The sequence below is a fragment of the Serratia liquefaciens ATCC 27592 genome (genome assembly GCF_000422085.1).
Taxonomy (GTDB): domain Bacteria; phylum Pseudomonadota; class Gammaproteobacteria; order Enterobacterales; family Enterobacteriaceae; genus Serratia; species Serratia liquefaciens.
Genome location: NC_021741.1, coordinates 2669019 through 2688219 on the forward strand (window position 1 = coordinate 2669019; position 19201 = coordinate 2688219).

A 19201-nucleotide genomic window follows, 5' to 3' on the forward strand; every position below is an offset into this window, starting at 1 on the left:
ATGACTATTTTGACTCACCTACAGCAAACCGATTCCCCTGGCCGCGCCAGACTCGGCGTGGCGCTGTTTATGCTCGGCCTGCTGCTTGCCCCCTGGGTGGCCGGTGCCGCCGGTGGTAACTACTGGGTGCGGGTGATTGATTTTGCCTTGCTCTACCTGATGCTGGCGTTAGGGTTGAACATCGTGGTTGGCCTAACCGGTTTGCTGGACATGGGGTTTATCGCCTTTTACGCGGTAGGCGCCTACCTGACCGCTCTGCTGTCGTCACCCCACCTGACCGAGCAGTTTCCAATACTGTTGCAGTGGTTCCCCGATGGGCTGCATTTGTCTATTCTGCTGCTGATCCCGCTGGCGGCAATATTGGCAGCGTTGTGCGGCATTCTGCTGGGCGCACCGACGCTGCGACTGCGTGGAGACTATTTGGCGATCGTCACCTTGGGCTTCGGCGAGATCGTCCGCATTTTGATGCGCAATCTGGACCGGCCGCTGAACATCACCAACGGCCCCAAAGGGATCTCCGGCATCGATCCGGTTTCACTGTTTGGCCTGAAGTTTTCGGGCATGCATCAGTGGTTCGGTTTCCGTTTTTCGTCACTGTACCTCTATTACTACCTGTTCGCCGCCCTGCTGCTGCTGATCCTGTTTATCTGTCTTCGCCTGCAACACTCACGGGTGGGTCGGGCCTGGACCGCCATCCGCGAAGATGAAGACGCGGCACGGGCGATGGGCATCAATACGCGTAATTTCAAGCTGTTGGCATTCGCCATCGGCGCCACTTTTGGCGGCATCGCCGGCGCTTTATTCGCAGCATTTCAAGGATTTGTCTCACCGGAGTCCTTTACGCTGCAAGAGTCCATCGCGGTACTGGCGATGGTGGTATTGGGCGGCATGGGCCATATCCCCGGAGTGATCCTCGGCGCCTTGTTGCTGGCCGCCTTGCCTGAACTGCTGCGCAGCACCATGGGGCCGCTGCAACAGGCCCTGTTCGGCCAGGTGTGGATCGATCCGGAGATCATCCGTCAGCTGTTCTACGGGCTGGCGTTGATTCTGGTGATGCTGTATCGCCCGGCAGGCCTGTGGCCTGCACGTCATCCACAGGGGGCCACTTTATGACGCCGCTTCTCACGCTTAGTCACGTCAGTAAACGCTTTGGCGGATTGACCGCGGTGGACAATGTCAGTATCAGCATCCGTCAGGGAGAGATTTACGGCCTGATTGGCCCCAACGGTGCCGGCAAAACCACCTGCTTCAACCTGATCACCGGTCTGTACCGCGCCGACAGCGGCGAATTCCGCCTGCATGATCAACGCTACAAGCCGCAGGCTATCGATAAGGTGGCACAGGCCGGTATCGCCCGCACCTTCCAGAACCTGCGCCTGTTCAATGAGATGAGCGTGCTGGAAAACGTGATGGTCGGCTGCCACTTGCGCACCCGCAACGGCCTGTGGGCAGCGATTTCACGCCATCGGCGCGCCCGACAGGAAGAACAGGCCACGCGGGAAAAATCCCACGCGCTGCTCGACTACGTCGGCATCAGTCAGTTCGCGCATTATCGCGCCGGCGATCTTTCCTATGGCCACCAGCGCCGGCTGGAAATCGCCCGGGCATTGGCGACCGAGCCCAAATTGTTGGCGTTGGATGAACCCGCCGCCGGGATGAACGCGGCCGAAAAAGTGGCACTGCGCGATCTGCTGCTACGCATTCGAGACAGTGGCAAAACGCTGTTGCTGATAGAGCATGACGTCAAGCTGGTGATGGGACTGTGCGACCGCATGACGGTGCTCGACTACGGCAAAGTCATCGCCGAAGGCGAACCGGCACAGGTAAGGCGTGAGCCTGCGGTGATCCGCGCTTATCTGGGAGGCGCTGCCCATGTCTGAGCCCTTACTCAGCGTTAAAAATTTAAAAGTGTCTTACGGCGGCATTCATGCGGTGAAAGGCATCGATTTTACGGTGAACAGCGGCGAACAGGTGACGTTAATCGGCGCCAACGGCGCGGGCAAGACCTCCAGCCTGCGCGCTCTGACCGGCCTGCAGCCGTTTGAAGGAGAAATCCTGTTCGACGGCCTTTCCATTCGTGGCGTACCCCCGCATCGCTTGCTGCAGCAGGGGCTGGTGATGGTGCCGGAAGGCCGCGGGATTTTCGCCCGCATGACGGTATTGGAGAATCTGCAGCTTGGCGCTTATTCACGCTCTGACAAACCGGCGGTTCGACAGGATTTGGAGCAGGTTTGCGCGCTTTTCCCTCGCTTGCGTGAACGGCTGCGTCAACAGGCCGGATTACTTTCCGGTGGTGAGCAGCAGATGGTGGCGATCGGTCGTGCGCTGCTGAGCCGCCCGCGCCTGCTCATACTGGATGAGCCTTCTATGGGCTTGGCGCCTATCGTGGTTGAGGCCATTTTTGAGGTTATCAAACGTCTGTCGCGTGACGGTGTCACGCTACTGTTGGTTGAACAAAACGCCAGGCTGGCGCTGGCGTCGACCGATCGCGCTTATGTGCTGGACAGCGGCAATCTGAACCATAGCGGCCGCTCTGCCGACCTGCTGGACGATGAAAAAATCAAACAAGCCTATTTGGGCGAATAAACGTTTTTACTTTTAACCACACCGGGAGTTTTACATGCACAACATAACTCGCTTCAAGCCGTTGGCGTTGGCCGCCGCAATTCTGGTCAGCCTGGGTGCCGCCTCGTCGGCGCTGGCCGATGAAACCATTCTGATCGGCCTGGCCGGTCCTTTAACCGGCCCTTCCGCCCGTATCGGCAAAGATTTGGAGAACGGCGCTCAGTTGGCGATCGCCGATGCCAACGCCCAGAAACCCACGCTGAACGGTAAAGCGGTCACCTTTAAATTGTTGTCCGAAGACGATCAATCCGATCCGCGCACCGCCGTCGCCGTGGCACAACGTCTGGTCGACGAAGGCGTGGTCGGAGTGGTCGGCCATTGGAACACCGGCACCAGCATTCCTGCGGCGCGTATTTACCACGACGCCGGTATTGCCCAGGTTGCGCCGGTCGCCACCGGCCATGGCTATACTCAACAAGGGTTTGATACCAGCTTCCGCGTCATGGGCCATGACGACGATGGCGGTAATTACGCCGGGATCTATGCCGTCACACAGCTAAAAGCCAAGCGCATTGCGGTGATTGACGACCGCACCGCGTTCGGGCAAGGACTGGCGGATGAATTCATCAAGTCGTTGGCGGCTCAGGGTATCCAGCCGGTGGCGCGTGAATATGTCGACGACAAGACCGTCGACTTCAGCGCGGTGCTGACCACCGTGCGCAGCAAGAACGCCGATTTGATCTTCTTCGGCGGCGTCGACTCACAGGCAGCGCCGCTGGCGCGCCGTATCAAACAGTTGGGCATGAACACCCCGCTGATGGGGGCCGGTGGCTTCGTTAGCCAGACCTTCCTGACGCTGGCACAGAAAGAAGGCGAAGGCGTTGTGGCCCTTGAGCCTGGCTTACCGCTGGAGCAAATGCCCGGCGGCAAAGCCTTTGAGCAGGCCTATCGCGACCGCTATAAAACCCATATCGAACTGCATGCGCCGTTCGCCTACGACGCCACCCGGGTACTGATTGCCGCCATCGAGCAGGCGGGATCCGCCGATCCGGCCGATTATCTGCCGAAGCTGCGAGCCATTCATTATCAAGGCGTCACCGGCACCATCGCATTCGATTCGCAGGGCAACCTGCAACAGCCGAGCTTCACCCTGTACCGGGTGGTTGACGGCAAATGGCAGCCGCAGACCGTATTGGGCGGCGCAAAAAAACAATAAAAATCCGCAAGTAATGAGGAGCAAGGCGATGAGCGATGCAAAAAACGAGTTGGGTATTCTGGCACGGCGCCGCATAGAAGCGGAAATCATCAAACCGATCTACCAGATCCTGGTGCGCGAAATCGGCAAAGAGCGCGCACAGGCAGTGATTGGCGAGGCAATTGAAAATGCCGCCATTGAAGCCGGCAAAAACTTCGCCGCGCAGGAGCCGAATGGCGCGGATTTGCAAAGTTTCGCCGCCTTGCAGTACCTGTGGGAAAAAGACGATGCGCTGCAGGTGAAGGTGATCTACCAGGACGAGCAGCATTTTGACTATGACGTCACCCGCTGTCGCTATGCCGAGATGTACCATCAGATGGGGCTGGGTGAGATCGGCCATCTGCTGTCCTGCGCGCGCGACAGCCAGTTTATCGTCGGCTACGCGCCCGAGGTCGAACTGCAGCGCACCCAGACCATCATGTCCGGCGCGCCCTGCTGCGATTTTCGCTATGCCGCCAAAGCGCAGGGAGAAAAAAAGTGACGCATCGAGTAAACGGAGAACGCCTGTGGCAAAGCCTGCTCGACATGGCGCAGTTCGGGGCTATCCCGAAAGATGGCGTGACCCGGTTGGCCCTGAGCGAAGAAGACCGCATGGCGCGCAACCAGCTGCGCGAGTGGGCCCTGGAGGCCGGCTGCAGCGTACGCATCGACCGCATGGGCAATATGTTCCTGCGCCGTGAAGGCACTCGCCCGGATCTGGCCCCGGTGGTCACCGGTTCCCACGTTGATTCCCAGCCCAACGGCGGCCGTTTCGACGGTATTTACGGCGTGCTGGCCGGGCTGGAGGTGATCCGCACCCTGAACGATCGACAAATCGCAACCGAACGTGCGGTGGAAGTCATTAACTGGACGAATGAAGAAGGCGCACGCTTTGCGCCGGCAATGATCTCTTCTGGGGTATTTGCCGGCGTGTTCGAGCTGGAATACGGCCTGTCGCGCCAGGATGCACAGGGCACCAGCATCGGCGAAGCCTTGCAGCAAATCGGCTACGCCGGCGAGCATCCGGTGGGCAACACGCCGATTCATGCCGCCTTTGAGCTGCACATTGAGCAAGGGCCGATCCTCGAAGCGGAAAACATTGAGATTGGCGTGGTGACCGCCGCACAGGGGCAGCGCTGGTATGAACTGGAGATCACGGGGTTCAGCGCCCATGCGGGTACGACGCCAATGGATAGACGGCGCGACGCCCTGCTCGGCTTCGCCGCCATGGTCAAGGCGGTCAATGATATCGGTAACGACTTTATGCCGGATGCCCGTGCCACGGTAGGTATGGCGCAAATCACACCCAACTCCCGCAACGTGGTGCCGGGCAAGGTGTTTTTCAGCGTCGAGTTCCGCCACCCGCAAGAGGCCGTATTGGCGCAGATGGAGCAACGTTTGCTGGCTGCGGTGGCCGAAGTGGGCGTCGATGGGCTAAATGCCCATGCCGAGCGTATATTCCAATATCAGCCGATACGTTTTGATCCAGCTTGTATCGACAGCGTGCGGCAGGCCGCCAAGACCCTGGGCTATTCGCACCGGGATATGGTTTCCGGTGCCGGTCATGACGCCTGTTACCTGAACCGGGTAGCCCCTACGGCGATGATATTTATCCCCTGCGTGGACGGCATCAGCCACAACGAACTGGAAAACATCTCCCCGGCGTGGTCGACCGCCGGTGCCAACGTGTTGCTCAATGCCATATTGGCGCAAACTCACGCCTGATCCCCTGGCTCCGGCCTGTTTGTCGGAGCCAGAAAAAATATTCAACAAACTGGTTGAATATTAGCCTGCCTGTTCTATATTCAACCATATGGTTAAATTATCTTCCTCACAGCTGGACGCCATTTTCCATGCGCTCTCCGATCCGACACGCCGCGCAATATTGCGGTCGTTGGCCGGTGGCGAGCACAGCATTGGCGAACTGGCCGCGCCGTTGCAGATGTCGTTTGCCGGCGCTTCCAAGCATATCAAAGCACTGGAGCTTGCTGGGCTGGTGCAGCGTACCGTGCAGGGAAGAAACCATATCTGCCGGCTTGAACCCGAGCCTATGGCGCAGGCCATGCAATGGCTGCAAACCTACGAGCATTTCTGGACTGAGCGGCTGGACGCGCTGGAAATAGCGCTGCTGCAACCGGAACCGAATCCTCCCAAGGAGTGAACCATGAACGACTACGGCATGATTATTGAAACCGGCACGCTGCGTATTCAGCGGCTGCTGCCCGGCCCTATCGAACGGGTCTGGGCCTATCTGACGGAATCCGACAAACGCGCCACCTGGCTGGCCGCCGGCGAAATGAAGCTGGAAAACGGCGCCCAGGTAGAGCTGGTGTTTCGCAATTCCGAGCTGACCGGCGAACACGAGCAAACGCCGGCCAAATATAAGCACCTAAGCTGCAGCGTCAGTAACGTCGGCCATATCACCTGCCTTTTCCCACCGCGGCTGCTGAGTTTTACCTGGGCTGAACAGGGGCAAAGCCGCCCTTCCGAGGTGACCTTCGAACTGACCGAACAGGGCAAAGCCGTGCTGCTGACGGTCACCCACCGTCGCCTGGCCAACCGTGATGAAATGCTCAGCGTGGCCGGGGGCTGGCATACCCACCTGGATATCCTGGTCGATCGTCTGCACAATCGTCAGCCGCAGCCGTTCTGGAGCACTCACACTCGCCTGGAAGAAGAGTACCGGGCCAGACTGTGATCAGCCTTCATCCCGGCGTCTGAAAGCCAGATAGCCGGTAACCAGCGTAAAGCCGCCGACCAGCAACACCAGCAAAACAAAGCCGTGGTGGTTGCTGGCCAGCGGGATCCCCCCCACGTTCATGCCAAAGAATCCGGCGACGATATTGATTGGCAGTGCCAACACGGTGATCACCGTCAGGGTGTAGAGCGTGCGGTTGTTCTGTTCCATCTGCTTGGCGCCTATCTCTTCCTGTAACAAGCGAATGCGTTCGGTCAAGCTGGCGAGATCGTTTAGCACCACCGTGAACTCTTCGGTAAATTGCCGCAGATCCTGTACCACGTCCCGGCTCAGCCAGGTCGGTGGCCGGTTCAGCAAACGAAACAGCGCCGCGGGCTCCGGCGCCAGCAGACGCTGAAAACGCAGCAGCATACGGCGCATTCTGCCCAGTTCGGTACGGTTGCGTTTCACATGGTTGCTCAGCAGGCGATCTTCAATGGTATCGACGTACTGGTTGGCCTGCCGCACCACCTGCTCCAGCACCTCTTCCTGCTCTTCCAGCAAATGCGCCAGCAATTCGGTAGAAGACGCCAACTGCAGCGGCCCCAGTCGCCCCAGCAGCCGCTCAATCAAACGCAGCGGTTTGTGCCGCACCGTGACCACCAGGCCGCTACGGCAATACAGCCATAGCGTCGCAATCTCCGGGTTGTTCTCTTTCGGGTGGAAGATTACGTCGTTGAGCACCGCGAACAGATCTTCTCCCTGACGCTCTATGCGCGTGGTATGAGAACCGTGGCGGATCTCGTCAAAGAAAAACTCAGAAATCTCGAAGTGGTTTTTTAGCCATTTTTCCGCCGCGGCATGATTTAGGTTGAGATGCAGCCAGATAAATCCCTCCCCCGGCGACAGCGTCTGATAGGCCTGGCAGGCCTGCTGCGAAGAGACCCGCTGCGGTGGCTCTGACGTACGAAAAACGTGGCCGTAAATCAGCCCGGTGACCTCATCGTCAAAATCAAGTTTGTGTAATTTTTCCGCAACCGTCTGAGCCATAAACCTTTGTCCCGAATAACCGCACGCATGAATTAATCAATCTCAGTCTTTATATCAACCTTTAAATGCCAACGTTAATTATTTTCACTGTTCCCGATGATTAATATTAGCGTCATAAAAAAGTCACATTATTTCCCAATACTTTGATGGCAACACCGTACAGCACCGTCAGTAATCTAATGAAGCCTATCGGGAAGGTCCTTTATGAGCGATAACAGCGCCGTTCAAGCGGGTGCGCCATCTGCGTCAAGCCTGCCAAAAATCTACCAAAAGAACAGTCGACTCACTGTTCTTTTTTTTATTTTATTATTAGTGCTGGGGATAGCTTTTGCTGGCGTAAATCTATTTAACGACGTCAGCGATGCCGGCGCGGTTTATACCAGTTACGTTCCGTTTCTTTTATTGGGAATGGCGTTATTGATCGCGCTCGGCTTTGAATTCGTTAATGGTTTCCACGATACCGCCAATGCGGTAGCCACCGTGATTTATACCCATTCCTTGTCGCCGATGGTGGCCGTGGTTTGGTCGGGGTTCTTTAATTTTCTCGGCGTTTTGCTCTCCAGCGGCGTGGTGGCCTTCGGCATCATTTCGCTGCTGCCGGTTGAACTGATCTTGCAGGCCGGTACCGGCAACGGGTTCGCCATGGTCTACGCCCTGCTGTTCTCGGCGATTATCTGGAACCTCGGCACCTGGTGGCTGGGGCTGCCTGCGTCATCATCGCATACCTTGATAGGCTCGATCATCGGCGTAGGGGTGGCTAACGCCCTGATCCACGGCCGCACTGGCACCAGCGGCGTCGACTGGGGGCAAGCCATTAAAGTGGGGTATGCCCTGCTGCTTTCACCGGTGATCGGCTTCGTATTTGCCGCCTTGCTGCTGCTGGCGCTGAAGGTCTTTGTTAAAAACCGTCAGTTGTATACCGCCCCCAAAAATGACTCGCCGCCGCCGTTGTGGATCCGCAGCCTGCTGATCCTCACCTGTACCGGCGTTTCCTTTGCTCACGGCTCCAATGACGGGCAAAAAGGCATGGGCCTTATCATGCTGATCCTGGTCGGTACCATGCCGATTGCCTATGCGCTGAACCGTTCGATGCCGCCGGAGCAAATCCCCCGCGTAGCGGCATTGGCGGAAGTGACAAAAAACCAACTGCTGCAACAGTTCCCAGCGGTCAGTCAGGTTCCTGCACGTGAAGTCCTCACCGGCTATGTTCGCACCAGCGAGTTGACGCCGGAGGTGGTACCTGCCCTGGCCCAACTGACCGGCGCCATCGGCGATCAAATTCGCCAGTACGGGTCGGTCGACAAAATCCCTGCGCAGGCGGTATCCAACACCCGAAATGATATGTACCTGACGTCGGAGGTCATTAAGCACCTGAAGACGGAAAAACAACTTCAGATCCCCGCTGACTCGCAACGCAATCTGGACGCGCTGAAAGGCGAATTGGACAGCGCCACCCGCTTTATTCCGTTCTGGGTCAAGGTGGTGGTAGCGATAGCGCTTGGGCTGGGCACCATGGTCGGCTGGCGGCGCATCGTGGTCACCGTGGGCGAGAAAATTGGGAAAAGCCACCTTACCTATGCGCAGGGCGCCAGTGCCGAGCTGGTGGCGATGACCACTATCGGGGCGGCGGACGCCTTCGGCCTGCCGGTTTCCACCACCCACGTTCTTTCATCCGGCATTGCCGGGACCATGGCGGCCAACCGCTCCGGCCTGCAAATGTCCACCCTACGCAATCTGCTGATGGCCTGGGTGTTGACGCTGCCAGCCTCGGTGCTGCTTTCCGCCGGGCTCTACTGGATCTTCACCCATTTTTAAAACCGGGCTAACACGGAGAATCAACTATGGCTATGCATGAATTTAATCACGACGACACCTTCAACCAGCGCCTGCTGCAGGAATTCTACGACAGCTATGACGAAGAGCTGGAAATGGAACTGGACGACCTGCGCTTTGACGACACCGAGGTGGACAGCGACCAGAAAAAAGCCTGGCGCAAACAGTATTTTCGCGAATTGCTGCGACTGCAGGGTGAATTGGTCAAACTGCAGGACTGGGTGATGCGTACCGGTCACCGTCTGGTGATCATCTTTGAAGGCCGCGATGCCGCCGGCAAGGGCGGTGTGATCAAACGCATCACCCAACGTTTGAACCCGCGTACCTGCCGTGTGGCCGCGCTGCCCGCCCCCAACGATCGCGAACGTACCCAGTGGTACTTCCAGCGCTATATCGCCCACCTGCCGGCTGCCGGCGAAATGGTGTTGTTCGATCGCAGCTGGTACAACCGTGCCGGAGTGGAAAAAGTGATGGGCTTTTGCAACGACGAAGAATACGAAGAGTTTTTCCGCAGCGTGCCGGAGTTCGAAAAGATGCTGACGCGCAGCGGCATTCAAATCGTCAAGTATTGGTTCTCGATCACCGACGATGAGCAGGAACTGCGTTTCCTCAGTCGCATCCACGATCCGCTCAAGCAGTGGAAGCTCAGCCCAATGGATTTGGAGAGCCGCCGCCGCTGGGAGGACTACACCGAGGCCAAAGAAGTCATGTTAGCACGCACTAACATTCCTGAGGCGCCATGGTGGGTGGTTCAGGGTGTCGACAAGAAAAAGGCCCGGCTGAACTGTATCAGCCATCTGCTTAAGCAAGTGCCCTACGAAGAAGCCGAAGGCAACGTGATCACCTTGCCACCACGCAAACGCAGCCCGGACTACAGTCGCAGCCCGGTGCCGGATAATATGGTCGTGCCAGAAGTGTATTGATGCCCTGCCAGGGAGGCGCATGGCCGCCTCCCTGCCTTCCCCTCACGCCAGAACGTTACCGCCGGGTTTTCAGATCCGGAAGGGTCACCTTATTTTCTCCACATTTGCTGTGCAGACTCTTGCTGATATTTTTTCATCAGTCAGGAACGTAGTCACGGTTGCCATGCATTTATTGAATTCCCTTTTTCGCTTTTCCACCTCAGGCTTCGGCGTCATTTTGATTCTCACGCTGCTGTTGTTTCAGCCCTCTGCGCAGGCTGCTGCACCGCTGGCGCTTCACTCTGCTTCGGTATTGGTGGTCAATCAGCGTACCGGTAAAACGCTGTATCAGAAACAAGCCAACCGCGTGTTGCCGATAGCCTCGCTGAGCAAATTGATGACCGCCATGGTGGTATTGGACAGCAAACGCCCGCTGGGCAACCCGATAAAAGTCACTCCTGCCGACCGCGATCTGCTCAAGAAGACCCATTCGCGCCTGACCCTGGGCTCCATTCTCAGCCGGCGCGATATGCTGCATATCGCCCTGATGTCATCGGAAAATCGTGCGGCGGCCGCGTTGAGCCGCGGCTATCCCGGGGGACGAAAAGCCTTTGTGGCGAAAATGAATCAGAAAGCACGCAGCCTCGGCATGAAACACGCCCGTTTTTACGATCCGACCGGCCTGACGCCGCGCAACGTTGCCAGCGCCAGGGATCTGCTGAAAATGGTGAATCATGCCTACCGTTATCAGACCATTCGCCGTTTCAGCACCGACAAGCAGCAAATCGTCCGTCCTGGTCGGGGCCAGCTGATTTATCGCAGTTCCAATGGGCTGATCAACAATCGGGCCTGGAAAATTCAGCTGCAAAAGACCGGTTTCACCAACGAAGCCGGCCACTGTCTGGTGATGCGAACCCTGATCAAGGGGCAGCCGGTGGTGATCATCCTCCTCGGCTCAAAGCAGCGCTACGGCCACTACAGCGACGCTATTCGCCTGAAGGCCTGGCTGGAGTCCTGATGTGAATCGGGCGCGTCAACCACGCGCCCCTATACCACCTCGTGCATATCTAAATCCGTTTTTTATCAATGGAATATCCTATCTCCAATCAATATTACGCCGGTGGTGTTCTGCATGGTATTTGTCATCAATCATCGATGATAAAGGAACAGGAAAATGGCTTATGCCCTGAGCGTGTTGGAAAAAAGTCCGATTGCCGAAGGAGAAAGCGCCGCCGAGGCGCTCAAACGCACGCTGCATCTGGTACAGCAGGCGGAAGTTTGGGGGTACCGCCGTTTTTGGCTGGCGGAGCATCACAATACCCCGCAGCTGGCTTGCCCTTCCCCTGAAGTGCTGATTGCTTACTTGCTCGGACAAACCTCACGGATCCGTATCGGCTCCGGCGGCGTCATGCTGCAGCATTACAGCGCTTATAAGGTGGCGGAAAACTTCAATCTGCTGGCCACGCTGGCACCGGGCCGGGTTGATTTGGGCGTGGGAAAAGCGCCTGGCGGGCTACCGCTCTCGACTCAGGCGCTGCAGGCCGCGCACGATCAGCAGAATAAGCCTGACTTCCCTAAACAGCTCGCGCAGCTAAATGCCTATCTGAACGATGATGCACAGCCCGGCCTGAGCGCAACGCCACAGCCGGTTCAGCCGGCGCAACGCTTTCTGCTGGGCGCCAGCAATGAAAGCGCCCAACTGGCCGCCGAACACGGCTGGGCCTTCGTGTTTGCCGCTCATCTCAATGGCAACCCGGAGGACATCCGGCGGGCGCTGGCTCATTACAGTGAGCAAAGCGGTGGCCGAAAAGCCCTGTTGGCGGTGGCAGCGATCGTCGCCGACAGCGAAAGCCAGGCCAAGGATCTGGTAGCCGGGATCCAGCAGTATCGTGTCCACGTGACCGGTGGGCAAAGCGTGACCGTCGGCAGTCTGGAGCAGGCGGAAAGCTTTGTACAACAGGCCGGCGCTACCGATTACCGTATCGAACCGCGCGAAAGCCACATACTGCTGGGGACCGCCCGGCAGGTGCGTCAACAGCTGGATCAGTTACACCAACAGTACGGAGTAGAGGAGTTTGTGATTGATACCCCCATCAGCCAGCCTGCCGCCCGCCTCGCCTCTCTGCAATTGCTGGCGCTAGCGGGTGATGCTGTTTGATTCAGTTAACCACGGTGCCGGTGCCGATGGCGACGGCCAGATCCTGAGCCAACGTTTCCAGCTGCGCCGGCTCAAGGTTAGCCAGGCTGATGCGGATCGCCGGGCCGCTTTTCAGGCGGAAGGGCTCGCCGCTCTGCACCAGCCAGCCACGCTGCGCCATCATTTGGCTGGCGGCGGCTTCTGAACGCACCGGCAACCAGATATGCACTCCCTCTCCCGGCGATACCGGCACGCCGGTCAATGCGCGCAGCCGCTCGGACAAATCGTCACGCCGCTGCTGATAAGTTTGCTGCGCCCGTGCAAACAGCCCCTCTTGCTGGGCCTGCGTCCACAATTTAACGGCAATCTGCTGCAGGATATGGCTGACCCAGCGTTCGCGAATGTATTGATCCGCCCGCATGGTCTGCAGCAGCTGCGGCTTGCCGCAGGCCAGCGCAATACGCAGATCCGGGCTGAGGAACTTGCTCAGCGATAACACATACAGGCCATTGTCTGCGGTAAAGGGCAAATGCAGCGGCCGCTGCGACAGCGGTCCCCAGAAGTCATCGACGATCGCCAGACAGCCCGGGTTTTGCGACAGGAATTCCCGCCAACTCGCGGCCCGGCCCGCGCTTAATGACATGCCGGTCGGGTTCTGTGCCCGAGGCGTCAGGATCACCGCGGCTCCCAGAGGTGCGGCCTCTTTTTCCGGCAAGCGGCACCCTTGTTCATCAACCGGTAACGGCAAAGGCTTCAGCCGCAGATGCCGCAACAGCGTCAGTAGCGGTGGCCAGCAGGGATCTTCCACCCACACCGAGGCTCCCGGCGCCGCATGGATACGCAACGCCTTTTCGATAGCGTCCAGCGCGCCGGAAAACACCGCCGGTTCCCCCAACTCTGCGCCCTGCTGGCCCAGCCAGTCGCCGGCAAGCCGACATAACGCCGGTAAATCCCCGCTGACGTCATATCCGGTTTGCTGCGGGAAAACGTCTTCGGCGCCCAGCGACAGGGCCGGCAGCAGCGCGGCATCCAGATTACCACTCGCCAAATCCCCCATCCCCTCAGGCACTTGCCGAACATTGCGCACCGTCATTAAAGGTTGCTCAAGTACCTGAGTACCGGCACGCCCGCGGGTAGCCACCAAACCGGCATCACGCAGCTTGGCATAGGCGCTGGCGACGGTATTGGGGTTGACCCCCAACTCGCCGGCCAATTGACGCACCGGCGGCAGCAGGTCACCCGGCTGCAGATCACCCTGCTTTATCTGCGTGCTGATCTGTTCAGCAATCTGGACAGCGCTGCCGCCTTTTGCATACAATGAGCTCATACATAAAACCTTTTTGTATTAGTTCAAAATAGATTACCTGTTTCGAACGGAAAAGTTAAGGGGTAAAGATGGAAAAACATTACGTACTGGATATTAAACAGGGCGGGAAAGCCTTCGGTCGCTTGCAGATGTTCACGCCCTGGGCTGCCGATCAGCTTCAGCAGGCTCAGGCGCTGTTCCCTGCCGATCAGGGCTACCAGTTGAGTATCAGCCAGGTCAAAGAGCGCCGGATAGTTTATCAAAGCGGCATTGGCGGCATCACCATCCTGGGCGATACGCTGGAACTGGAACCTTACCCTCATAGCCAAGAGGTACCACAACAATGAAAAAAGTTGTCGCGATCCGACATGTGAATTTTGAAAACCTCGGCATTCTGGGCTCACTGCTGTCATTGCGTGGCTATCAGATTGATTATTTCGACGCGGGCCGTGACGACATCCGCACCATCGTTAACGAGGATACCGACCTGCTGGTGGTGCTGGGCGGGCCAATCAGCGCCGCTCAACACTTCGCCGGCCAGCAACACTATGCGTTTCTCAACGATGAGTTAGCACTGGTTACCCAGCGTCTCCAGCAAAAACGGCCTACGATCGGTGTCTGTCTCGGCGCGCAGGTGATTGCCCAAGCGCTGGGCGCCGAGGTCGTTTCACTTGGCGTGAAAGAGATCGGTTACGCTCCCTTAACCTTGACGGATAATGAAGACTCGGTGCTGGCGCCACTGGCGTCCACGCCGGTGCTTCACTGGCACGGTGATATGTTTATGATCCCTGAAGGCACGACCCGCCTGGCGGGTACCGAAATCTGCCCTAATCAGGCATTTGAGTATCAGGATTTCGCCCTTGGGCTACAGTTCCATCTGGAAGCCGATCACCGCGATCTGGAACGGTGGCTGGTGGGACATGCCTGTGAACTTGAGCTGGCCGGCATCGTGCCGCAGCTTTTGCGCCAACAGGCTGCGCGTTACGGCACAGAATTGGAGCAACGCGCCCGCCAGGTATTTACGCGCTGGTTGGATAAAATCGAACCAAGGAAGTGATAGATGCAACAAATTTCTCAATTACAGCCGCCGCAGATTGATGTCATCAGTATTCAATCTCAGGTGGTGTATGGCAGCGTCGGCAACGGGATAGCCTACCGCACGCTGTTGAAAAAGGGGCTGGAAGTGCTGCAGGTGCCCAGCGTGCTGTTCGGTTGCCCCCCTTATTACGGTACGCCCAGCGGCGGCGTAATCTCCGCCGAGTGGTTCGGCGGTTTTCTGGCGGATTTGCTGGCCCGCGGCGTGATGAATCGCACCCGGGCGGTGATTGTCGGTTATCTGGGCAATGTCGACCAATGCCATATTCTGGATACCTGGTTACAGCGCGTGCGCGCGATCAATCCGCAGATAAAGATTTATATCGATCCGGTGATGGGCGATTACGGCGAAGGTGTTTATGTCGATAAGCGCATTGTCGATTGCTACCGCTCCCCCTTCCTGCAATTGGCCAATGGCCTGACCCCTAACGGCTTCGAACTGGAGCAGCTTTGCGGTCACCCTCTGACCACTCAGGAACAGACGCGGCAGGCTGCACAGGCGTTGCTCAATGACACCACCGAGTGGGTGTTGGTGACCAGCGCACCGGGCGTGGCGGAAAACGACGATCAACTGGGGTTACTGCTGGTCAAGCACGACGAAGTGCAAAGCTATACCCACCCCAGAATTCAATCAAAGGTCAAAGGCACCGGGGATATGTTTGCCGCGTTGCTGGTCAGCCATCTGCTGCATGGCAAAAGTCTCGATGAGGCGATCGTGACCGCCGGGGGGGAAGTTTGTGATGTTCTGGCGGAAGCGGAGCATTTCGGCCTGGAGGAAATTGGCAGTCTGCGCGCTTTGAAATAGGCCGGGAGTGACGGGGCAGCCAGCTGCCCCTCGCGTCTTGGTTAGCGTTTTTTCTTTTTGTTGAAGTCCAATTCAAACGCAAACACCGCACTCTGAATTTTTCTTTCCATGGCCAAACCCAGTTTCATAAAGCGGCACGACAGGCGTGAAAAATGCACCATGTTGTCGTCGTCATCCAGCTCATGATCGTCGTTGATCACCACCAGCTCCATATTGACCTTGAAACTGCCGTAGCTGCCAAGATCCAACAACGCTTTTTTGAACTGGAAGCCGGGCTGTAGGTTTGGCGGTAACGGACCGTCAACGCGCAGCCCTACACCACCGGCGGACAGATCGTGGATCCTCAGCTGATATTCACTGCCATCGGCGTATTCACCACTGCACAAAAACTGGCGCCAGTGAGGGGTAGTCACACGGAACTGACGGCGGCGCTGGATGTAAACCAGCTGCTTCGGCAATTGGGTTGAACAGACATTGACGCCCTGCTGCTCGATGAATTCGGCCCGACCTACGGAGAACTCGATCTTCGCATCATGGCTTTCAATCACGATGGTGTATTCGCCATCAACCGTCGCATCCACCTCATCGCCGCTAAACACGATGTTGTCCGGCCCGACGCTCAATAACAAACTCTGAAACTGCTGCTTCTCATTTACGACCCGTAGCGGCGTGCGTTGTTTACAAATCTCACGCAGAATCGCCAGTACTTCAAAGCGCTCCTGCTTGATAAACAATCCGTTATCATTCTGCTCCACTTGACGCTCCTGGCACTTCCCAATGACGTTGACACTTTCCTTACAGTTATCATCACTGGGAATATTCCTAAAGTCAAATTTGCCAGCGATGCCAGGCTTGCGGTAACAGTCTGGCGAAGCGTTCTGCCCAGGCCTGTTGACCTTGTTGATCGGCAAGCAGATCCTGGCGGATCTCGATACCGACATAGGGCAATTGCCGGCGCTCAGCATGCACCGGCAGGGTGTAGTCCGTCGCGTCGGTCATGGCATAGGGCTCGTTGATGCCCACCTGCAAATCCCCTTCTTCACGCAGCAGCTCAGCCAGCAACAACGCGAACTCCGGCTGACGGTTGAACAACAGTCCGACCTGCCACGGGCGCGCGTTGCCTTTAAACACCGGCGTAAAGCTGTGCATGGCAACGATCGCCGTCGGCAAGCCGCTACGCTGGCGCGCATCCAGGCTGTCGGTTATCGCCTGATGGTAAGGCAGAAAAATCTCATGCTCGCGCGCCAGCGCCTGTTCGGCCGCAATGCCCACGTTGCCGGGGATCGGCGTCAACTCGGACAGTTCTGGTATGGAACTGGGGATGCCGGGTGTCCGATTACAGTCAATAACCAAACGCGAATAGCGCTGATGAATCAGCGGCGCGTCCAGCTGGCGACTAAGGTGACGTGAAACGTTCAGTGCGCCGATGTCCCAGCCAATATGACGGTCTATTTCGCCGGGCGGCAGCCCAAGATCGCCCAATTGCTGCGGTATTGCCTGCCCGGCGTGATCGCAAAGCAATAAGAAGGGCGCGAGGCCTTTTGGCGTTTCAATCGCGACGGCGGCGGGATCTTCGGCGGACAACAAAAACGGGGCGAACGGCTGTGGCATGAAAAACTCCGGCGGAGGAACAAAGCCTTATCTTAGGCTATTTTCCCCCGCCGGTGCCAAGCTTCGGATTAGATCAAAAACGCATGAGCGCCACGCCAATTACTCTATGCACGCCTCCTGCGGCTGATGCACTGCGATATAACGTTGGAAACGCGCAGGTTTAAGCCGAGTGAGATCGACCAGCACCAGCCCATCAATACAGTTATTGAAGGCCGGATCGGTGCCAAAATCGATGAACTGCACCCCGCCCGGTTCACACAGCTCGGTATATTGTTTATACAACGTGGGGATCGAACAGCCGATATTGCTCAACAGGCTTTTCAGTCGCACCAGATCTTCCTGGTAGTTATCGCCGGCAAACTGCGCCAGCACCTGAGGTAACGAGGCAGGATAAGGCTGCCGCGACTGCGCCAGCGCGCTGTCCGGCGAGAAATACAGCCGGTAGAAGGCGATCAGCAGATCGCGCGCCGTTACCGGCATGCCTCCGGATATAGACACCGGGCCAAAAAGATAGCGGTACTGCGGGTACTTCGCCAGGTAGGCGCCTATGCCCAACCACAGATAATCCAGCCCGCGTTTGCCCCAGTAGGCCGGCTGAATGAAACTGCGGCCCAGCTCAATGCCCTGCGCCAGAATAGGTGCCATATCGCGGTCATAATGGAACAGGCTGTTGCTGTAAATGCCTTCCAGGCCCTTGCGTTCCAACTGCTCGGCGGTTGGGATAAAACGGTAAGCGCCGACAATTTCCAACTCGTCCGCGTCCCACAGCACCAGGTGGTAATAGTCGTCGTCGTAGCTGTCCAGATCGCGGCGGCGACCGGAGCCTTCCCCCACCGCACGGAAAGCGATTTCGCGCAGGCGTCCTAGCTCACGCAGGATAGGCGTACGCGCTTCGTCCTGACGGCGATACAGGAAGATGATTTTGCCGTCCGGGGTAACCCCCAGCCGCTCACAGTTTGCCAGCGCTTTCTTCAGTTCCAGTCGGTCTTCCGGCAAGGCGATCGGAGATTCGCTGGCAAACAATCCTTCTTTACCCTGCCCCAGGCGATAAACGTGACGGCGGAAACGCTCCGCCAGATCTTTCGCGCTGGTATGGCCGTCGTGCCAGTTGGCAAAGGGAATACGGCCACCCACGCGGATTTTAATGCGCCCGCCCTGCTGCTGGAACATTTCGCGCACCAGTAATAGCGTGGACAGAGGTCGATAAACCAGGGAGGTGAAGTAGAATAAATTGCTGTTACGGGCGCTGATGTGGATCGGCACAATCGGTGCGCGCGCCTTGGCCGCCAGACGCAAGAAACCAGTATGCCAATGCCCGTCGCGAATGCCTTTCGGGCTCATGCGCGACACTTCGCCAGCGGGGAACAGGATCAGCGCACCCTGCTTGTCCAATTGCGCCTGCATGCCTTCAATTTGCTTGCGGCTGGTCTTATAGGCGACGTTGTCCACCGGTACGAACAGGCTGCGCAGCGGTTCGATGTAGGTCAGCAGTTGGCTGGCCACCACTTTGACATCCGGCCGCACCGCCGCGACCGCACGCAGCAGCACCAGTCCGTCAAGTGACCCTATCGGGTGATTAGCCACCAGCACCACCGGTCCCTGGCTCGGGATATTTTCCAGATCGCCATCCACCAGTTCACAACTGAGGTTGAAGTAGTCCACCACCTGCTCGATCAGATCCAGGCCTTTCAGATGGGGATAATCGGCGGCAAACTGTTTGAATTCTTTTTCGAAGAGTAAAGTTCTCAGCAGGCTACGCTGCCAGGCAGGGGTATTGCGGTGTGGAAATGCATCATGCAACAGAGAGTCCAAGCTAAACATCGCGTTATCTCCTGGCTTAGTCGCTGCAAAATTAAGCCAGCGCTATGACCCTAACATGTCAGTAACATGACAAAAAAATGAAATCCCTCGACCTATCAGGTATAGCAAATTATTGAAAACTTGGTGGCGACTCTCTGCTTGTCGCCCCCTCGCCGCATTTTATGC

20 protein-coding genes are annotated in these 19201 nt (G+C 57.6%); 15 read left to right on the top strand and 5 right to left on the bottom strand.

The genetic code is table 11. The features are described 5' to 3' along the window. The 8 genes from M495_RS12440 to M495_RS12475 all read left to right on the top strand — a co-directional run bounded on the left by M495_RS12440 (position 1) and on the right by M495_RS12475 (position 6497). The gene (locus M495_RS12440) at positions 1 to 1113 is read left to right on the top strand and encodes an ABC transporter permease subunit (protein ID WP_020827019.1); all 1113 of its coding nucleotides are present in this window, start codon (positions 1 to 3) and stop codon (positions 1111 to 1113) included. Next, positions 1110 to 1880: an ABC transporter ATP-binding protein gene (locus M495_RS12445; RefSeq protein WP_020827020.1), complete on the top strand. Its 771-nt coding sequence runs from the start codon at positions 1110 to 1112 to the stop codon at positions 1878 to 1880. Before M495_RS12440 ends, M495_RS12445 begins: the two co-directional genes overlap by 4 nt. Beyond that, the gene (locus M495_RS12450) at positions 1873 to 2586 is read left to right on the top strand and encodes an ABC transporter ATP-binding protein (RefSeq protein WP_020827021.1); all 714 of its coding nucleotides are present in this window, start codon (positions 1873 to 1875) and stop codon (positions 2584 to 2586) included. Before M495_RS12445 ends, M495_RS12450 begins: the two co-directional genes overlap by 8 nt. Before the next feature lie 34 nt (positions 2587 to 2620). Continuing rightward, the gene (locus M495_RS12455) at positions 2621 to 3781 is read left to right on the top strand and encodes a branched-chain amino acid ABC transporter substrate-binding protein (protein WP_020827022.1); all 1161 of its coding nucleotides are present in this window, start codon (positions 2621 to 2623) and stop codon (positions 3779 to 3781) included. Positions 3782 to 3809: 28 nt separating this feature from the next. Further along, complete coding sequence (locus M495_RS12460) at positions 3810 to 4301, top strand: L-2-amino-thiazoline-4-carboxylic acid hydrolase (protein WP_020827023.1); 492 nt, start codon at positions 3810 to 3812, stop codon at positions 4299 to 4301. Further along, positions 4298 to 5524, top strand: coding sequence for a Zn-dependent hydrolase (locus M495_RS12465; RefSeq protein ID WP_020827024.1), 1227 nt, complete (start codon positions 4298 to 4300; stop codon positions 5522 to 5524). The genes M495_RS12460 and M495_RS12465 overlap by 4 nt, the downstream gene beginning before the upstream one ends. An 88-nt stretch (positions 5525 to 5612) precedes the next feature. Further along, on the top strand, positions 5613 to 5960 hold the full coding sequence (locus tag M495_RS12470; RefSeq protein ID WP_020827025.1) for an ArsR/SmtB family transcription factor: 348 nt from the start codon (positions 5613 to 5615) through the stop codon (positions 5958 to 5960). 3 nt (positions 5961 to 5963) lie between these two features. Further along, complete coding sequence (locus M495_RS12475; RefSeq protein ID WP_020827026.1) at positions 5964 to 6497, top strand: SRPBCC family protein; 534 nt, start codon at positions 5964 to 5966, stop codon at positions 6495 to 6497. On the opposite strand, the gene M495_RS12480 is transcribed toward M495_RS12475, so the two are convergent. Further along, positions 6498 to 7526 (bottom strand): transporter, encoded by a 1029-nt coding sequence (locus tag M495_RS12480; protein ID WP_020827027.1) that lies wholly within the window; start codon positions 7524 to 7526, stop codon positions 6498 to 6500. Between the two features lie 204 nt (positions 7527 to 7730). Between M495_RS12480 and M495_RS12485 the strand changes: the two genes are divergently transcribed. The 4 genes from M495_RS12485 to M495_RS12500 all read left to right on the top strand — a co-directional run bounded on the left by M495_RS12485 (position 7731) and on the right by M495_RS12500 (position 12419). Next, complete coding sequence (locus M495_RS12485) at positions 7731 to 9341, top strand: inorganic phosphate transporter (RefSeq protein WP_020827028.1); 1611 nt, start codon at positions 7731 to 7733, stop codon at positions 9339 to 9341. Positions 9342 to 9367: 26 nt separating this feature from the next. Then, complete coding sequence (ppk2, locus tag M495_RS12490; RefSeq protein WP_020827029.1) at positions 9368 to 10282, top strand: polyphosphate kinase 2; 915 nt, start codon at positions 9368 to 9370, stop codon at positions 10280 to 10282. A gap of 163 nt (positions 10283 to 10445) precedes the next feature. Further along, positions 10446 to 11279, top strand: a complete 834-nt coding sequence (pbpG, locus tag M495_RS12495; protein WP_020827030.1) for a D-alanyl-D-alanine endopeptidase — start codon at positions 10446 to 10448, stop codon at positions 11277 to 11279. A 156-nt stretch (positions 11280 to 11435) separates the two neighbouring features. Beyond that, the gene (locus M495_RS12500) at positions 11436 to 12419 is read left to right on the top strand and encodes an MsnO8 family LLM class oxidoreductase (RefSeq protein ID WP_020827031.1); all 984 of its coding nucleotides are present in this window, start codon (positions 11436 to 11438) and stop codon (positions 12417 to 12419) included. 1 nt (position 12420) lies between these two features. On the opposite strand, the gene M495_RS12505 is transcribed toward M495_RS12500, so the two are convergent. Further along, positions 12421 to 13725 carry an aminotransferase class I/II-fold pyridoxal phosphate-dependent enzyme gene (locus M495_RS12505; protein WP_020827032.1) on the bottom strand — a complete coding sequence of 435 codons (1305 nt, stop codon included), beginning with the start codon at positions 13723 to 13725 and terminating at the stop codon, positions 12421 to 12423. Between the two features lie 68 nt (positions 13726 to 13793). Here M495_RS12505 and M495_RS12510 point away from each other — a divergent pair, with 68 nt between their 5' ends. The 3 genes from M495_RS12510 to pdxY are packed head-to-tail and all read left to right on the top strand — an operon-like array spanning position 13794 to position 15604. Next, the gene (locus tag M495_RS12510) at positions 13794 to 14051 is read left to right on the top strand and encodes a hypothetical protein (protein WP_020827033.1); all 258 of its coding nucleotides are present in this window, start codon (positions 13794 to 13796) and stop codon (positions 14049 to 14051) included. Then, on the top strand, positions 14048 to 14761 hold the full coding sequence (locus tag M495_RS12515) for a glutamine amidotransferase (RefSeq protein ID WP_020827034.1): 714 nt from the start codon (positions 14048 to 14050) through the stop codon (positions 14759 to 14761). The genes M495_RS12510 and M495_RS12515 overlap by 4 nt, the downstream gene beginning before the upstream one ends. 3 nt (positions 14762 to 14764) lie before the next feature. Then, the gene (pdxY, locus tag M495_RS12520) at positions 14765 to 15604 is read left to right on the top strand and encodes a pyridoxal kinase (RefSeq protein ID WP_020827035.1); all 840 of its coding nucleotides are present in this window, start codon (positions 14765 to 14767) and stop codon (positions 15602 to 15604) included. A gap of 41 nt (positions 15605 to 15645) precedes the next feature. Here the strand turns inward: pdxY and M495_RS12525 are convergent, their stop codons facing one another. From M495_RS12525 to olsF, 3 genes are all read right to left on the bottom strand, one after another. Beyond that, positions 15646 to 16359, bottom strand: coding sequence for a flagellar brake protein (locus tag M495_RS12525; RefSeq protein WP_020827036.1), 714 nt, complete (start codon positions 16357 to 16359; stop codon positions 15646 to 15648). A gap of 73 nt (positions 16360 to 16432) precedes the next feature. Then, complete coding sequence (locus tag M495_RS12530) at positions 16433 to 17215, bottom strand: N-formylglutamate amidohydrolase (protein ID WP_020827037.1); 783 nt, start codon at positions 17213 to 17215, stop codon at positions 16433 to 16435. Between the two features lie 99 nt (positions 17216 to 17314). After that, positions 17315 to 19036, bottom strand: coding sequence for an ornithine lipid synthase OlsF (olsF, locus tag M495_RS12535; RefSeq protein ID WP_020827038.1), 1722 nt, complete (start codon positions 19034 to 19036; stop codon positions 17315 to 17317). Between the last annotated feature and the right edge of the window lie 165 nt (positions 19037 to 19201).

Excerpts from the sequence above, each read along its gene's own strand:
- M495_RS12440 (WP_020827019.1), top strand. The coding sequence starts at position 1 with ATGACTATTTTGACTCACCTACAGCAAACCGATTCCCCTGGCCGCGCC.
- M495_RS12445 (WP_020827020.1), top strand. The coding sequence starts at position 1,110 with ATGACGCCGCTTCTCACGCTTAGTCACGTCAGTAAACGCTTTGGCGGA.
- M495_RS12450 (WP_020827021.1), top strand. The coding sequence starts at position 1,873 with ATGTCTGAGCCCTTACTCAGCGTTAAAAATTTAAAAGTGTCTTACGGC.
- M495_RS12455 (WP_020827022.1), top strand. The coding sequence starts at position 2,621 with ATGCACAACATAACTCGCTTCAAGCCGTTGGCGTTGGCCGCCGCAATT.
- M495_RS12460 (WP_020827023.1), top strand. The coding sequence starts at position 3,810 with ATGAGCGATGCAAAAAACGAGTTGGGTATTCTGGCACGGCGCCGCATA.
- M495_RS12470 (WP_020827025.1), top strand. The coding sequence starts at position 5,613 with ATGGTTAAATTATCTTCCTCACAGCTGGACGCCATTTTCCATGCGCTC.
- M495_RS12475 (WP_020827026.1), top strand. The coding sequence starts at position 5,964 with ATGAACGACTACGGCATGATTATTGAAACCGGCACGCTGCGTATTCAG.
- M495_RS12480 (WP_020827027.1), bottom strand. The coding sequence starts at position 7,526 with ATGGCTCAGACGGTTGCGGAAAAATTACACAAACTTGATTTTGACGAT.
- M495_RS12485 (WP_020827028.1), top strand. The coding sequence starts at position 7,731 with ATGAGCGATAACAGCGCCGTTCAAGCGGGTGCGCCATCTGCGTCAAGC.
- ppk2 (WP_020827029.1), top strand. The coding sequence starts at position 9,368 with ATGGCTATGCATGAATTTAATCACGACGACACCTTCAACCAGCGCCTG.
- pbpG (WP_020827030.1), top strand. The coding sequence starts at position 10,446 with ATGCATTTATTGAATTCCCTTTTTCGCTTTTCCACCTCAGGCTTCGGC.
- M495_RS12500 (WP_020827031.1), top strand. The coding sequence starts at position 11,436 with ATGGCTTATGCCCTGAGCGTGTTGGAAAAAAGTCCGATTGCCGAAGGA.
- M495_RS12505 (WP_020827032.1), bottom strand. The coding sequence starts at position 13,725 with ATGAGCTCATTGTATGCAAAAGGCGGCAGCGCTGTCCAGATTGCTGAA.
- M495_RS12510 (WP_020827033.1), top strand. The coding sequence starts at position 13,794 with ATGGAAAAACATTACGTACTGGATATTAAACAGGGCGGGAAAGCCTTC.
- M495_RS12515 (WP_020827034.1), top strand. The coding sequence starts at position 14,048 with ATGAAAAAAGTTGTCGCGATCCGACATGTGAATTTTGAAAACCTCGGC.
- pdxY (WP_020827035.1), top strand. The coding sequence starts at position 14,765 with ATGCAACAAATTTCTCAATTACAGCCGCCGCAGATTGATGTCATCAGT.
- M495_RS12530 (WP_020827037.1), bottom strand. The coding sequence starts at position 17,215 with ATGCCACAGCCGTTCGCCCCGTTTTTGTTGTCCGCCGAAGATCCCGCC.
- olsF (WP_020827038.1), bottom strand. The coding sequence starts at position 19,036 with ATGTTTAGCTTGGACTCTCTGTTGCATGATGCATTTCCACACCGCAAT.